General features: G+C 71.3%; 14 protein-coding genes and 1 pseudogene. 11 read left to right on the top strand and 4 right to left on the bottom strand.

Going from position 1 to position 15,002, the window contains the following annotated elements; translation table 11 throughout:
- From ESG85_RS08350 to ESG85_RS08310, 9 genes are all read left to right on the top strand, one after another.
- Complete coding sequence (locus ESG85_RS08350; protein WP_128977410.1) at window positions 1–609, top strand: riboflavin synthase; 609 nt, start codon at window positions 1–3, stop codon at window positions 607–609.
- A complete protein-coding gene (locus ESG85_RS08345) occupies window positions 606–1,241 on the top strand; it encodes a nicotinamide mononucleotide transporter family protein (RefSeq protein ID WP_128977409.1) in 636 nt (211 codons plus the stop codon). The genes ESG85_RS08350 and ESG85_RS08345 overlap by 4 nt, the downstream gene beginning before the upstream one ends.
- A gap of 91 nt (window positions 1,242–1,332) precedes the next feature.
- Complete coding sequence (locus tag ESG85_RS08340; protein ID WP_128977408.1) at window positions 1,333–2,610, top strand: bifunctional 3,4-dihydroxy-2-butanone-4-phosphate synthase/GTP cyclohydrolase II; 1,278 nt, start codon at window positions 1,333–1,335, stop codon at window positions 2,608–2,610.
- A gap of 51 nt (window positions 2,611–2,661) precedes the next feature.
- Window positions 2,662–3,147 (top strand): 6,7-dimethyl-8-ribityllumazine synthase, encoded by a 486-nt coding sequence (gene ribH / locus ESG85_RS08335; protein WP_128977407.1) that lies wholly within the window; start codon window positions 2,662–2,664, stop codon window positions 3,145–3,147.
- A gap of 33 nt (window positions 3,148–3,180) precedes the next feature.
- Window positions 3,181–3,453: a phosphoribosyl-ATP diphosphatase gene (locus tag ESG85_RS08330; protein ID WP_128977406.1), complete on the top strand. Its 273-nt coding sequence runs from the start codon at window positions 3,181–3,183 to the stop codon at window positions 3,451–3,453.
- 57 nt (window positions 3,454–3,510) lie between these two features.
- Window positions 3,511–4,359: an ATP phosphoribosyltransferase gene (gene hisG, locus ESG85_RS08325; RefSeq protein WP_128977405.1), complete on the top strand. Its 849-nt coding sequence runs from the start codon at window positions 3,511–3,513 to the stop codon at window positions 4,357–4,359.
- Between the two features lie 81 nt (window positions 4,360–4,440).
- Entirely contained in the window at window positions 4,441–4,893 is a 453-nt protein-coding gene (locus ESG85_RS08320; protein ID WP_128977404.1) for a PH domain-containing protein, read from the top strand.
- 243 nt (window positions 4,894–5,136) lie between these two features.
- Window positions 5,137–6,477, top strand: a complete 1,341-nt coding sequence (locus tag ESG85_RS08315; RefSeq protein ID WP_128977403.1) for a hemolysin family protein — start codon at window positions 5,137–5,139, stop codon at window positions 6,475–6,477.
- The gene (locus tag ESG85_RS08310) at window positions 6,474–7,628 is read left to right on the top strand and encodes a hemolysin family protein (protein ID WP_246094884.1); all 1,155 of its coding nucleotides are present in this window, start codon (window positions 6,474–6,476) and stop codon (window positions 7,626–7,628) included. Before ESG85_RS08315 ends, ESG85_RS08310 begins: the two co-directional genes overlap by 4 nt.
- Before the next feature lie 232 nt (window positions 7,629–7,860).
- Here ESG85_RS08310 and ESG85_RS08305 read toward each other — a convergent pair whose 3' ends face one another.
- Both ESG85_RS08305 and ESG85_RS08300 read right to left on the bottom strand, forming a co-directional pair.
- Window positions 7,861–9,750: an AAA family ATPase gene (locus tag ESG85_RS08305; protein ID WP_128977402.1), complete on the bottom strand. Its 1,890-nt coding sequence runs from the start codon at window positions 9,748–9,750 to the stop codon at window positions 7,861–7,863.
- 306 nt (window positions 9,751–10,056) lie between these two features.
- Entirely contained in the window at window positions 10,057–10,713 is a 657-nt protein-coding gene (locus ESG85_RS08300) for a uridine kinase family protein (protein ID WP_128977401.1), read from the bottom strand.
- Window positions 10,714–10,898: 185 nt separating this feature from the next.
- Between ESG85_RS08300 and ESG85_RS08295 the strand changes: the two genes are divergently transcribed.
- On the top strand, window positions 10,899–12,308 hold the full coding sequence (locus ESG85_RS08295; protein ID WP_128977400.1) for a peptidase C39 family protein: 1,410 nt from the start codon (window positions 10,899–10,901) through the stop codon (window positions 12,306–12,308).
- 903 nt (window positions 12,309–13,211) lie between these two features.
- Here ESG85_RS08295 and ESG85_RS08285 read toward each other — a convergent pair.
- Complete coding sequence (locus ESG85_RS08285; RefSeq protein WP_128977399.1) at window positions 13,212–13,622, bottom strand: hypothetical protein; 411 nt, start codon at window positions 13,620–13,622, stop codon at window positions 13,212–13,214.
- 137 nt (window positions 13,623–13,759) lie between these two features.
- Window positions 13,760–14,134, bottom strand: coding sequence for a transposase (locus ESG85_RS08280; RefSeq protein WP_425471183.1), 375 nt, complete (start codon window positions 14,132–14,134; stop codon window positions 13,760–13,762).
- A gap of 129 nt (window positions 14,135–14,263) precedes the next feature.
- On the opposite strand from ESG85_RS08280, the pseudogene ESG85_RS08275 reads away from it, so the two are divergent.
- Window positions 14,264–14,611, top strand: a pseudogene (locus tag ESG85_RS08275) (ATP-binding protein); the annotation flags it as partial.
- Window positions 14,612–15,002: the final 391 nt, after the last annotated feature.

Raw genomic sequence — 15,002 nt, 5'->3', positions numbered from 1 at the left:
GTGTTCACCGGAATCGTCGAAGAGCTGGGCGAGGTCGTCGCCGTCGAGCAGCTGGAGGACGCCTCCCGTTTCCGACTGCGCGGCCCGCTCGTCACCGAGGGCGCCCAGCACGGCGACTCGATCGCCGTCAACGGCGTCTGTCTCACGGTCGTGGAACACGGCGACGGCGAGTTCACCGCCGACGTGATGGCCGAGACCCTCAAGCGCTCCTCGCTGGGCGCCCTGGACGTCGGCTCCCGCGTCAACCTGGAGCGGCCCATGGCCGTCGGCGGACGCCTCGGCGGCCACATCGTCCAGGGCCACGTCGACGGCACCGGCACCGTCCTGGAACGCACCCCCTCCGAGCACTGGGAGCTGGTCAAGGTCGGCCTGCCCGCCCCGCTCGCCCGCTACGTCGTCGAGAAGGGCTCCATCACGGTCGACGGCGTCAGCCTCACCGTCGTCGAGGTCGCCGACGACTGGTTCACCATCAGCCTCATCCCCACCACCCTCGCGCTGACCACGCTCGGCATCAAGCAGCCCGGCGACCCGGTCAACCTCGAGGTCGACGTCATCGCCAAGTATGTCGAGCGGCTGCTCGGCCCGAACGCACAGGAGAACGGCAAGTGAACTGGCTCAACTCCGAGGCGTTCACGGCCTTCGGCCAGCACATCATCTGGTCCGACATGATCGGCAACGTCTTCGGTCTGGTCGCCCTGGCCCTCGGCTGGCGCCGTTCCGTCTGGACCTGGCCCGTGCAGTTCCTCGCCGGCCTGATCCTCTTCGGCGCCTTCTTCGGCCACCTCACCGGCAGCGCCGGCAAGCAGGTCGTCGTCATGCTCGTGGCGCTCTACGGCTGGTGGCAGTGGCAGCGCGGCAAGGGACAGGGCGCGGACGGCCACATCGCGGTGCGCTTCGCCACCTGGCGCGAGCGGGCCGCCATGACCGTCGCGGCCGCCGCCGGCACCGTCGCGGTCGCCCTGCTCTTCACCGCGTACCCGAACCTCTCCTGGGACCCCTGGCCCGACGCGTACATCTTCGTCGGCACCGTCGTCGCCATGTACGCCCAGGCCCGCGGCATGGTCGAGTTCTGGTTCGCCTGGCTGCTCGTCGACCTCGTCGGCGTCCCGCTCAACTTCGCCAACGGCTACGCCTTCTCCGGCTTCGTCTACGTCATCTACGGCGCGCTCGTCCTCTGGGGCCTGCGCGACTGGTGGCTGCGCTCGCGCACGGCCGCCCCGCTGGAAGGAGCCATGACGTGAGCGACGCGTGCGCGGCCACCCGGCCGCAGACGACCGTGATGCCCGCACCGGTGCGCCGCGCGGGCGGAGAAGCGAACGAAAGGAGTGCAGCATGAGCGCGCTTCCCGTCTGGGACGTCACCGACCTCGTCCTCGACCCCGTCGAGCAGGCCATCGCGGACATCGCCGCCGGCCGCCCCGTCGTCGTCGTGGACGACGAGGACCGCGAGAACGAGGGCGACCTCGTCATCGCCGCCGAGAAGGCCACGCCCGAGGTCGTCGCCTTCATGATGAGCGAGTGCCGCGGCCTGATCTGCGCACCCATGGAGGGCGAGGAACTGGAGCGCCTCCGGCTGCCGCAGATGGTCGACGACAACACCGAGTCCATGAAGACGGCCTTCACGGTCTCCGTCGACGCGAGCGCCGCCCACGGCGTCACCACCGGCATCTCCGCCGCCGACCGCGCCACCACCCTGCGGATGCTCGCCGCCGGCACGTACGAGCCCGGCGACTTCGTCCGACCCGGACACGTCTTCCCGCTGCGCGCCAAGGAAGGCGGCGTCCTGGTCCGCAACGGCCACACCGAGGCCGCCGTCGACCTCGCCCGGCTCGCCGGCCTCCGCCCGGCCGGCGCCATCGTGGAGATCGCCGGCGAGGACGGCGTGATGCTCCGGCTGCCCGAGCTCGTCCCGTTCGCCCGCAAGCACGGCCTGACGATCATCTCCATCGAGGACCTGATCGCCTACCGCCGCTCCGCCGAGCCGACCGTACGCCGCGAGGCCGCGGTGCAGCTGCCCACCCGCCACGGCGACTTCACCGCGTACGGCTACCGCTCCACGGTCGACGGCGTCGAGCACGTCGCCCTCGTCCACGGCGAGGTCGGGGACGGCGAGGACGTCCTGGTCCGGGTCCACTCCGAGTGCCTGACCGGAGACGTCTTCCACTCGCTGCGCTGCGACTGCGGCCCCCAGCTGGAGGCCTCCATGGACCGGATCACCGAAGCCGGCCGCGGCGTCGTCGTCTACCTGCGCGGCCACGAGGGCCGCGGCATCGGCCTGCTGTCCAAGCTCCGCGCCTACGAGCTCCAGGAGCGCGGCCGCGACACCCTGGACGCCAACCTGGAGCTGGGGCTGCCCGCCGACGCCCGCGACTACGCGGCCGGCGCGCAGATCCTCGCCGACCTGGGCGTCCGCAGCGTGCGGCTGATGACCAACAACCCGGACAAGATCGACGCCCTGACCCGTCACGGGCTGACGGTCGGGGGCCGCGAACCCATGCCGGTCCAGGCGGGCGAGCACAACCTCCGCTACCTGCGCACCAAGCGCGACCGGATGGGCCACGACCTGCCCTGGCTGGACGGCACCCCGGCCCCCACCTGCGGCAACCAGTAACCCCGCATTCCCGTATCCCGTACCACGTACGCACGACCGGCAAGGAGCAACATGAGCGGCAAGGGCGCACCCGTCCTCAGCGTGAAGAACTGCGGCGACCTCCGCGTCGCGGTCATCGCGGCCCAGTGGCACGAGAAGATCATGGACGGCCTCGTCGACGGCGCCCTGCGCGCCCTCGCCGAGCTCGGCATCGAGGAGCCCACCCTGCTGCGCGTCCCCGGCAGCTTCGAGCTCCCGGTCGTGGCAAAGGTCCTCGCCGGCCGGGGCTACGATGCCGTGGTGGCCCTCGGCGTCGTCATCCGCGGCGGGACGCCGCACTTCGAGTACGTGTGCCAGGGCGTCACCCACGGCCTCACCCAGGTCTCGATCGACACCGGCGTACCCGTCGGATTCGGCGTCCTGACCTGCGACACCGAGGAGCAGGCCCTCGACCGGGCCGGCCTCGAAGGGTCCAGCGAGGACAAGGGCCACGAGGCCGTCACCGCCGCCGTCGCCACCGCGACGATCTTGCGTACAGTCAGCGAACCCTGGCGCTGAGTGCAGATTCACACCCCGTACTCTTAGGACATCATGGCGAACAAAACCTTCGAAGAGCTCTTCACCGAGCTCAAGCTCAAGGCCGAGACCGGCGACCCGGCGACCTCCCGCACCGCGGAACTGGTCGGCAAGGGCGTCCATGCCATCGGCAAGAAGGTCGTCGAGGAGGCCGCCGAGGTCTGGATGGCCGCCGAGTACGAGGGCAAGGAAGCCGCCGCCGAGGAGATCTCGCAGCTGCTGTACCACGTCCAGGTGATGATGGTCGCCCGCGGGATCTCGCTCGACGACGTCTACGCCCACCTCTGAGCACACCCACCCCACCGACAAGCTCCGCGAACACCCGAGGCAAAGGAAGCCCGTCCCATGCTGCGCATCGCCGTCCCCAACAAGGGTTCTCTCTCCGGACCTGCGATGGAGATGCTCCATGAGGCGGGCTACCGGCAGCGCAAGGAGTCCAAGGAGCTCGTCACCGTCGACCCGGACAACGAGGTGGAGTTCTTCTACCTCCGTCCCAAGGACATCGCGATCTACGTGGCGTCCGGCCGCCTCGACATCGGCATCACCGGCCGCGACCTGCTCCTGGACTCCGGCGCCAACGCCGAGGAGATCCTGCCGCTGAACTTCGGCCGCTCCACCTTCCGCTACGCCACCCGGCCCGGCACCGCGAACGGTCCCGAGGACTTCCACGGCATGACGATCGCCACCTCCTACGAGGGCATCGTCGCCAAGCACCTCGCCGAGCAGGGCGTCGACGCGTCCGTCGTCCACCTCGACGGCGCGGTCGAGACCGCGATCCAGCTGGGCGTCGCCCAGATCATCGCGGACGTCGTGGAGACCGGCACCAGCCTGCGCAACGCCGGCCTGGAGGTCATCGGCGAGCCGATCCTCACCTCCGAGGCCGTCGTCGTCCGCCGCACCGGCGCACCGACCGACGACCCGAAGGTCCAGCAGTTCCTGCGCCGCCTCCAGGGCGTCCTGGTCGCCCGCAGCTACGTGATGATGGACTACGACTGCCGCGCCGAGCACCTGGAGCAGGCCGTCGCCCTCACGCCGGGCCTGGAGTCGCCCACCGTCTCGCCGCTGCACAACGAGGGCTGGGTCGCCGTGCGCGCCATGGTCCCCGCCAAGGAGGCGCAGAAGGTCATGGACGACCTGTACGAGCTGGGCGCCCGCGCCATCCTCACCACGGCCATCCACGCCTGCCGCCTCTGACGGCCCACCCACAGCCGCACACCCGTCGCGCCCACGAACGGCGCCCCCTCGACCCGTACGCAAGGAACCCCGGGAAACCCGATGTCCGACACCGCACCCCCCGCCCTTCCGGTCACCTTCCGGCCGGCCCGCACCCGGGTCGTCCTGCTGACCGCGGGCGTGGCGATGTTCGTCGTCATCACCACCGTCGGAATGCTGCTGGAGAAGCTGGGCCCGGGGGAGCGGGCCAGTTTCGTCTTCACCGCGGCACTGTTCCTGGGCGTCCTGGTGCTGCTGAGCCGGCCCAAGGTCGTCGCCGACGACAAGGGTGTGACGGTCGTCAACATCACCCGGACACGCCGACTCGCCTGGGCCGAGATCGTCAAGGTCAACCTGCGCCCCGGCGACGCCTGGGTCTTCCTCGACCTCAGCGACGGAACCAGCCTGCCCGCCCTCGGCATCCAGCCGGGAATCGCCAGGGAGCAGGCCATCCGCGACGCCCGCGCGCTGCGCGCGCTCGCCGAGAGCAAGGGCACCGGAACCGAGGCCGGCTGACCCCGGCCGGACCCGGGGACGGACCCCGATCCGTCCCCCATACGGGGCCGACCCCCTGCCCGTACGGGTGCGGGCGTGGCTAATCTTGTGGCGGTGGTGCCGAGCGGCACCACCGCCTCGCATGTAACGGGGCCGCCCGCCGGCGGCCCGCGAGGCCTCCCTTCGACCCGAGGAGTGACTCCCTCCGGCAATGGACGGATCGTCCGGTAGTACCTGCGCCGCCCCCTCACCCGAGGCGGCGGCATGATCGTCTCCCTGCTGCTCCTCGCAGCAGCCCTGCTGCTCATCCTCGCCAACGGCTTCTTCGTGGCCGCCGAGTTCGGCCTCGTCACCGTCGAACGGGCCGAGGCCGAGCGCGCCGCCGCCGAAGGCGACCGCCGGGCCCGCGGCGTCGTCCGCGCCCTGCGCGAGCTGTCCTTCCAGCTCTCCGGCACCCAGCTCGGCATCACCCTCACCTCGCTCGTCACCGGCATGCTCGCCGAGCCCGCGCTCGCCCGGCTGCTCGACGGGCCGCTCACGGCCACCGGACTGCCCGAAGGAGCCGTCTCCGGCATCTCCGTGCTCGTGGGCATGCTGCTCGCCTCCGCCGTGCAGATGGTGGTCGGCGAACTCGTGCCGAAGAACTGGGCGGTCTCCCGGCCGCTGCAGGTGGCCCGGTTCGTGGCCGGACCGCAGCACGCCTTCGCGAGCCTGTTCCGGCCGGTGATCACCCTGCTCAACACCGTCGCCAACCGGCTCGTCCGGCTGTTCGGCGTGGAGCCGGCCGACGAGCTGGACTCGGTCCGCACCCCCGGCGAGCTGGTCTCCCTGGCCCGCCATTCGGCCCGGGCCGGCGCCCTGGAACAGGACACGGCCGACCTCTTCGTCCGCACCCTCTCGCTCGGCGGCCTTACCGCCGAGCAGGTCATGACCCCCCGGGTACGGATGAGCTCCCTCCAGTCGGACGCCACCGCGGCCGACGTCCTCAACCTCACCCGGGCCACCGGTCTGTCCCGGTTCCCCGTCTACCGCGAGCGCATCGACGAGATCGTCGGCATGGTCCACCTCAAGGACGCCCTCGCCGTCGTCCCGCACGAGCGGCACCGGACCTCCGTGGCCCGGATCGCCGTACCGCCGCTGCTCGTCCCCGAGTCGCTGCCCGCCCAGGCACTCCTGGAGCGGCTGCGCCGCGAGCAGCCCATCGCGGTCGTCGTCGACGAGTACGGCGGCACCGCAGGCGTGGTCACCCTGGAGGACATCGTCGAGGAGCTCGTCGGTGAGGTCCGCGACGAGCACGACACCGCCGCCGACGCCCGGCCGGAACTGTCCGCCGTGCCCTCCGACGACGGCTCCCAGGTCTGGGAGGCCGACGGCTCCTGCCGCGTCCACACCCTGCACCGGATAGGCCTCGACGTGCCCGACGGCCCGTACGAGACGGTCGCCGGGCTCGTCGCCGACCTGCTCGGGCGCATCCCCGCCCCGGGCGACCGGGCCGAGCTGCCCGGCTGGCGGCTCTCGGTGCGCCAGGTCGACCGCTACCGCGCCGAACGCGTGCGGATCATGCGCACCGCCCCGGTGCCCGTCGCCGCGGAGGCGGCCCGATGAGTCTGCTCCCTCTGCTCCTCGCCGTCCTGCTGGTCCTGGCGAACGGTTTCTTCGTCGGCGCCGAGTTCGCCCTCGTGTCCGTACGCCGCAGCCAGATCGAGCCGCTCGGCACCAAGCGGGCCCGCCAGGTCCTGTACGGCCTGGAGAACCTGCCGCAGATGATGGCGGCCGCCCAGTTCGGCATCACCGTCGCCTCGCTGACGCTCGGCGCGGTCGCCGAGCCGACCGTGGCCCGGCTGCTCGAACCGGTCTTCCACGCCGTCGCCGTACCCGAAGGCCTCGTCCATCCGCTCGGCTACGTGATCGCGCTCGCCGCCGTGGTCTTCCTCCACCTGGTCATCGGCGAGATGGTCCCGAAGAACCTGGCCATGGCCGACCCCGAGCGCACCGCACTGCTCCTCGGCCCCGGCCTGGTCGGCTTCGCCCGCCTCTGCCGGCCGGTCACCCGCGCCCTCGGCGCCTGCGCCGGACTCGTCCTGCGGGCCTTCAAGGTCGAGCCGAAGGACGAGGTGGAGGCCGTCTTCACCAGCGCCCAGCTGGGCCGGCTCGTCGAGGACGCCGGCCAGGCCGGACTGCTCGACCCGGCCGAACAGGAGCGCCTGGAGGACGCCCTGGAGCTGGGCACCCGCCCGGTCACCGACGTCCTCATCCCCTCGGCCTCGCTCGTCACCGTGCCCCCGTCGGTCACTCCCCGGGACATCGAGGAGCTGACCGTCCGGACCGGCTACTCCCGCTTCCCGGTGCGCGCCGGCGGGCCCGGCGCCCGGGGCACCTTCATGGGCTTCGTCCACGTGAAGGACGTCCTGGACCTGGAGGAGCGGGAGCGCGCGGTGCCGCAGCACGTGTGGCGCCCGATGGCCAGGGTGCGGGCCGAGCTCCCGCTGGACGACGCGCTCACCGTGATGCGCCGGGCAGCGACCCATCTGGCACAGGTGTCGGACGCCTCCGGCCGGGTGCTGGGCCTGGTCGCCCTGGAGGACGTGCTGGAGATGCTGGTCGGCGAGGTCCGCGACCCCGCACACCGCGTCGGCCCGCCGGTCCGGCATCCGTCGAGCCCGCCGCAGCCGCAGCCGCAGGCACAGCCGCAGCAGCCGCCTCAGCCGCAGCCGCAGGCACAGCCCCAGTCGCCCACGCGGGTGCTCGCGGGCTGAGCGCGGCCCGTCAGCCGTACCCCGCGCGGAGCCACCGGTCGCCTGCCGGCGGCTCCGCGCGGAGGCTCAGAGCCTCAAGGCCCGGTGCTCCTGTGGCGCAGGTGCCCGGCGGCTCCTCGCGCAGGTTCAGAGGCCCGGGTGCTCCTCGTGCGGGCTCAGTTGCCCGGCGGCGCCTGCGGCTCAGGCGCCCGGTGGCTCCCGTGGGCTCAGATGCCCGGTGGCTCCCGTGGGCTCAGATGCCCGGCGGCTCCTGCGGGCCGCGGTCCATCGGGCCCCGCCCCGAGAGCACCTCGCCGTAGGCCTGCATCAGGTCCGGCAGCCGCAGCGTCGCCAGGTCCTCGCGGCTCGGCGTGGTCCCGTAGCCCGAGAGCCGCAGATCGCGGTAGGCGCAGGACTTCTCGTACAGCGTGCGCAGGAAGCGGCCGTTGCCGAGCTCGTCGATCCAGCCCTGGTCGACGACGTGCCCGCTGATCGAGCGCAGCTCCTCCAGTGCCTCCTCGTCCCAGCCGTCGCCGTTCGCCGCGGCGAGGACCTTGCCGATCTCGGTGAGTTCGAGCGGGCGGTACGAGGGGAAGTCGACCCGGGTGGTGAAGCGGGAGGAGAGCCCGGGATTGGCGGCGAGCAGCCGGTCCATGCCCTCCGGGTAGCCGGCCAGGATCACCACCAGGTGGTCGCGGTTGTCCTCGGCGCGCTTGAGCAGCACCTGAAGGGCCTCGTCGCCGTAGGCGTCGCCCTTGCTGTAGCCGGTGTTGGAGAGGGCGTACGCCTCGTCGACGAAGAGCACGCCGCCGACCGCCGAGTCGATCAGCTCGTTGGCCTTGACCGCGGTCTGGCCCAGGTACTCGCCGACCAGATCGGCCCGCTGGGCCTCCACCAGATGGTCGCCGCCGAGCAGGCCGAGCGCGTAGAAGACCCGGCCCAGAATGCGGGCGACGGTGGTCTTGCCGGTGCCCGAGGGACCCGAGAAGACAAAGTGACGTTTCGGCGGCTGGACGGGAAGTCCCTGGTCAGCGCGCAACCGGGCCATCTCCAGCTGCGCCGACAGAGCCTTCACCTGCCGCTTGACCGGCTCCATGCCGACCATCCGCTCCAGCTCCGCCAGCGCCTCCGCGAGTAACGCCGGGTCGGTGGCGCCGGCCGGGAAGCGGGGCGGCGCCGGCTGCGCCGGGACCGCCGCCTTCTGGCGTACGACGTCGGGCGGCTCCGGCGGCGCGGGCGGCGGGCCGGTGTCCGGCCTGAGCAGCAGCCCGTCGCCCGCCGGGGGCTCCGGGTCGGTCCGCTCGCCGTCCACCGTGTCCTGGCCCAACCCGCCGTACATGGCCGGGGCGAGCCCCATCGGATCGTCCGGACCCTCGAACCCGTCGTACTCGGCGATGGTGGCGAGCCGTGCGGCGGTGTCCATGAACGCCGGGTCGATCCGGTGCACCGCGCGGTAGAGCGGCATGGCGGCGGCGGTCCTCCCGGTGCCCTCGTGGGCCCGGGCGAGCCAGTAGCGCAGCTCCTTGCGCTGCGGCTGCTCGCTGCGGCAGCGCATCAGCGCCGTCGCGAGCAGTGGCTCGGCCTGCCCGTACATCTCCAGGCGCACCCGCGCCATCCCGCCGAACAAGCCCGCCTCGATGCCCAGGAGCGGGTCGTCGACCAGCGGCTCGGTGTGCCGTACCAGCTGCTCCCAGTCCTTGACCAGGTACGAACGGCAGGCGTGCAGGAAGCGGACCTGCGGGTCGGCGTCGACCGGCGGCAGGCCGGCGAGCGCCCGGTCGAGCTCCGGCACGTGCCGGCCGTCGAGCCAGTGCGAGGCGTGCGCGAGCAGCAGGTCGCGCGGGCTCTCGAGCACCGGCTGCACCCACCAGCCCAGCCAGTACCAGGAGTTGAGGTTCCTTCGGTGCCGGGTCCGCTGCTCGCCGAAGCGCTCGCGGTTGCGGTACATCCGCAGCAGCGCGGTCGTGGTGTCCACGCGCAGCGCGTGCAGACCGAGCCAGCCGTCGGCCATGCCGGGGTCGATGCGCACCGCCGTACGGAACTCCTCCTCGGCCTGCGGATAGGCGCCCATCGTGTAGGCGTCGACTCCGCGCAGCCAGGCGAGCTCGGCGGGGGCATGCGCGCCCTGTGTGCCGAAGTCCATCAGGTCCCCCACAACCGTCTACACGTGGACGGGAATTGACCGCACCGAGGGGCATCGTACCTGCGCAGAGGGTGCGTGATGAGGGAGAAGGAGACGATCCGTCGTGATCGACACGATCCGCGGCCCGCGCACCGGCGGTGACCCTCGGTGAACGCGGGGGCGGAACGAAGCCCCCGATCACGGGGGAACAACCGGGGGCTTCGCGTCCGCGGCGACTCCCGAGAGCCGCACATTGAGAACGTAAGACCTGTACGCCCCTTGGGTCAAGCCGAGTTGAGGCACCCGCGGAAGTGGACTTCCGCCCTCTCAGTTTGCGGCCGGGGAGTCATCACGGTGGGTGATGATCTGGTGGGGGTCCGCCGTCACACGAGGCCCTGGCAGCCACTCGTACCCCTCGCGGCACTCGCGTACCAGGGTGTCGGCGAAGGGCCGCGAAGGGTCCTCGCGGAAGTGGCGAGTCTCCGCCACGGTCCACCCGTCCCAGAAACCGGCGAGCGCCGGCCCGTCCCGGTGCCGCCCGCGCGCCCAGGACTCCTCGGGACCGCGCTCCATCCACAGCAGTCGCGCGAGAAACGGCCGCAGCGCCCGTCGCCCGGCCCCCACGCCCTCCACGAGTACCACCGGCGCCGGGTCCAGCGACCGCGGCGGACCGAAGGCGCGCAGATTCCAGTCGTACGGGTGATAGCGCGCCGTCTCGCCACGGGAGAGCGGCCCGATCACCTCGCCGAGCATCCGCCCGGTCCACGCGAACGACTCCGCATGGCTCGCCAGGTCGTCGAGGTGGAGCACGGGGGCGTCACCGAGCGCGGCGGAGAGCCGGCCGGCCAGCGTGGACTTGCCGGAACCGGCGTGCCCGTCGACCGCGACGAGCCGCACCGGTCCGCACGAGGGGGGCAGCAGCCGCAGAGCGGCGGCCGCCCGGTCGAGGGCGGGACGGTCGGTACGGTCCTCGGGATGGTCCATGGCCCCAGCGTAGGCGAGCCGCCGCACGGACCAGTCGCAGGTCAGCGGCCGGACCGGCGCCATTGGCGGAGACCAATATTGCCCGGGCGGCGCGCGTCGAATCGCTGGCAGAAGCCGTCCGCGAGCCGGGATAGTGGGCCCCGCAGCCCGTCCGTTCGCCACCACCGACTGGAGGGTCACCGCCCATGCCCCCTGCCACCCCGCGCAGAACCGTCCTCGCCGCCCTCGCGGCCGCCGCGGGCACGGCCGCGACCACCGGGACCGCGGCCGCGGCCCCCGGCGCCCGCGCCGCCGACCCCGAGGCCCGCACGGAGGAACCGGCCCGCGCCGACCGGGCGACGGGAGGCGGCCACGCCCCCGCACCCGCCCTCGTCGACAACCGCTTCTGGAGCACGTACACCGACTGGCGCTGCGGCACCGCCTCCGGCACCCGCGCCGTCCCGGGACACCGCCCCGGCCTGGTCATCGACAGCCCGACCGGCCGCACCGCCTACACCGACCCGCACACCGGCCTGACCGGCACCTGGGAGCACGCGAGCTGGACCTCGCCGGTCCATACGTCCTCCGTCCCCGCGACCGAGGTCATCGCCTCCTGGAACGCCCACACGCCTCCCGGCACCTGGCTCCAGGTCGAGCTGCGCGGCACGTACGGCGACGGCACGACGACGCCCTGGTTCGTGATGGGCCGCTGGGCGGCGGGCGACACCGACATCCGGCGCACGTCGGTCGACGACCAGAGCGACGGCAAGGCCTCCGTGTGGACGGACACCTTCGCGATCGACGACCCCGCGAGCGGCCTCCGCCTGGTCTCCTACCGCCTGCGCCTCACCCTCCACCGCAAGCCCGGCACGACCCTGACCCCCACGGTCTGGCGGCTCGGCGCGATGGCCTCGGACGTCCCGGACCGCTTCACGGTGCCCGCCTCCGAACCGGGCCCGGACCGCGAACTGACCGTGCCCCGCTACTCGCAGAACACCCACGTCGGCCAGTACCCCGAGTACGACAACGGCGGCGAGGCCTGGTGCAGCCCCACGTCCTCGCAGATGATCGTCGAGTACTGGGACCGCCGCCCCACGGCCGAGGACCTCGCCTGGGTGAACCCGGACTTCGCCGACCCCCAGGTCTGCCACGCGGCCCGCTTCACCTACGACTACCAGTACGCGGGCTGCGGCAACTGGCCCTTCAACGCCGCCTACGCGGCCACCTACCCGGACATGAACGCGGTGGTGACCCGCCTGAGCTCGCTCACGGACCTGGAGACCCTGATCCGCGCGGGCATCCCGGCCATCACGTCCCAGTCCTTCCGCAAGGAGGAACTGACCGGCGCCGGCTACGGCACCTCGGGCCACCTGATGACGGTCATCGGCTTCACCCCCACCGGCGACGTGATCGCCAACGACCCGGCCTCACCGGACAACGAGGCGGTGCGCAGGGTGTACCAGCGGCGCGAGTGGGAGAACATCTGGCTGCGCACGAAGCGCTACGACGCAAATGGCAAGGTCAGAAGCGGTACGGGCGGGGTCTGCTACCTCTTCTGGCCGACCAGACTGACAGGAACCCAGCGCCGCGCGCTGCGGTCGCTCGGCCTGGTGTGAGCGTGCGCGCCCCGGCGCGGCCGTTTCGACGACCTGACGGCAGTAGCTCTTGACCCTCCTGCGTGAAGCGGGGGCCGCGCCGGTCCACCGTGACCTTGATCGAACGCGTCCGAGCCTGCGAGACACCTGGCGAAGGGACACTCCGTTGGTCAGGGCCACGGTGGTCCGTTTGTGGCACAGGTCGTGCGGCGATGGACCAACTTGAGTGAGACCTGATGCGGTCCGGCCCGGTACCTCAGTCAGTCCCGAGGATTGTGGACCCTGCGCGGCTTCGCGCTCGGCCGCGAACTCGTCGAGGAGCTCGAACAGGACTCTGATCGCACGCTGCTCGTCCTCAGGCGGAATGTTCCAGACGTTGTCCCAGCCGTCCGGGAAGGTGATGTGGAGGACTTGGCCAGGCCAGGCGTTGCTGCAGTCACGTCCCCGACGGGCGACGAGCCACTTGTGCCAGCCGGTGTGGCCGTGACCGCCGTGCCGCATCGCATGCTGGTCGTAGCCGGTCAGGAACGCGGTCAGCAGGGGGAAGGAGGGCTTGCCGACGAACATGCCGGGACGTCGGCCGACGCTGGCGAAGTACTCGCGCTCGGTCATCTCCGCGAGGGGGCTCACGTGTCTGACCCCTCGTGATCATCGGTGTCGTCGTTCGGAGTTGGACGAAGCCTGCGGCGGGCCGCGTCCAGGCGCTCGGCAGTCGCCTGTCGACGGCTTCGGGAGCCACCGAGTGGGCCGGTTCCTTGATCAAGGTCGATGAGTTCTGGGTTCTGGCACAGATCTTGGGGAGCCGTCGCACAGGGTGATAGTGCAGTTCGATTGAGAGGGTGGCGATGAGCTCGGCTGCTTGACGGCATCGCGGTCACCAATCGCCCTCGTCGAGGGCGACCACGGCACCGTGTGCCTCATGCGCTATGCGGGATAAAGAACGCAGTTGATCCCGGACAGGCTCTCGTGCAGCTCGCGAGCTCCCAGGGCGACGTGCTCGTCAGTATCCCGCGTGAGCGCCTCGCAGAGCCGCACCGCGTCGTCGCGGTCGCTGGCGTAGACGGCAAACACATCGAGGATCGCGGTGTGGATCCAGTCGCCGTGGTTCGGGCTGGCGACTGCCAGCGCTGACGCGACGACCCTGAGTCCAGCCCTGTCCTGGCGTCGGAGCAAGGCTTGTGCGGTCACCCGCGTAACGAAGGTGTCCTCGCGGTCGAGCACCAGCTCCAGCAGCGGACCGACAGCTTCCTCCATCTCGGCAAAGCCCGCGAGGCCGCGACCAGCGTCCGCACGGTCCCCGAAGTCGCTGCTTCGCCCGAGCTCGCCGAGGGCCACGACAGCAGCGCGCCGCAGGGCACCGTCCGCCAACTCACCCACCCGTCCCACAAATTTCGACCAAAAGTAGCACCGCGCCGGGAAGACTCTGCAGTCGAAGCCGCCGGAAGGCTACCGAGTAACACCTCCGCGCGGAGCTACTGGAGCAAGATCATTTTCCGGAGCAGTTCAGATCCGGCTCGACCGTATAGCTGCCGCTTGATCTTCTTGATCCGATTCACGGCACCCTCGATGCTGCCCGAGCTCCAGTCCAGGGTGAGCCCGGCTGTCACAGCGTCAAGGTCTCGGAGCAGGTGGAGTGCGAAGCCGGTGAGACCGGGAAGCTGACTGGCGTCGACCGCGTCGATCCACGTGGGGAGTGTGGAGCCGAGGCGGCCGGTGAGTATCTCGCCGAAGCCGCGAACGTGCCCGGCGGCCGTGTCCAGTTCGGGGCAGCGGGCCAGGACATCCTTCAGGCTGGCCCGGTCGCCCTCGCTCAGGGTCGTGGGGTGACGGATGAGCCAGCCGGTCACCTGGCGCACCGTCGGTGGCCGGGGCGGCGCGTCGGCCGGCGCCCCGCGGAGGGTGGCGATGTGGGCGCGGACCATCTGGTAGGTGACGGGTGCGTTGTCGGCAACGAGTTCGCTACGCGGCCACCATCCACACTCGCCAGCTGCGAATGGATCAAGAAGAGCCAGCCGCTCTGCCTGATCGGCGACTCCGGGACCGGCAAGTCTCACATGCTGATCGCGCTCGGCACCGAGGCGGCGATGGCCGGCTACCGGGTCAAGTACGTGCTGGCCACGAAGCTGGTCAATGAGCTCGTCGAGGCTGCTGACGAGAAGCAGCTCTCCAAGACGATCGCCCGCTACGGCCGCGTCGATCTCCTCTGCATCGACGAGCTCGGCTACATGGAACTCGACCGCCACGGCGCCGAACTCCTCTTCCAGGTTCTGACCGAACGCGAGGAGAAGAACAGCGTCGCCATCGCCTCCAACGAGTCCTTCGGTAAAGCGCACATGTTCCGGCGAACCCGTGCCAGGCGGTGCCTGAACAGCACAGGTTCCGGCAGCGGCTCGGATGCTGCATGATCGAACGGTGTTGGTCGAACTGGAGAAGGTCGCAAAGTTTCCTTGGAGCCCCTGGCTGGCTCAGATCCGGACCCCCTTCGGAAGGACCGCGGTCCGATGGTGCGGTGACGAGAACGCGGAGCCGGGCGAGTACCACGTCGAGTGGACAGTCGATGAGGACATTGTCTGGGGGCGGAATGCGAAACCGGCTGCCGATTCCGGTCCGGGAGTACGGCCTGGTGGACACTGAGGCTTTTCCATCATCGGTCTGAGCTGGCCAAATGCAGTGTGAGCACGGCTTGGACGAGGCTGGTGATCCGGGTGGTCGAGC

The organism is Streptomyces roseicoloratus (genome assembly GCF_004117935.1).
GTDB lineage: Bacteria > Actinomycetota > Actinomycetes > Streptomycetales > Streptomycetaceae > Streptomyces > Streptomyces roseicoloratus.
This window is presented reverse-complemented; position numbering and strand designations above follow the sequence as displayed.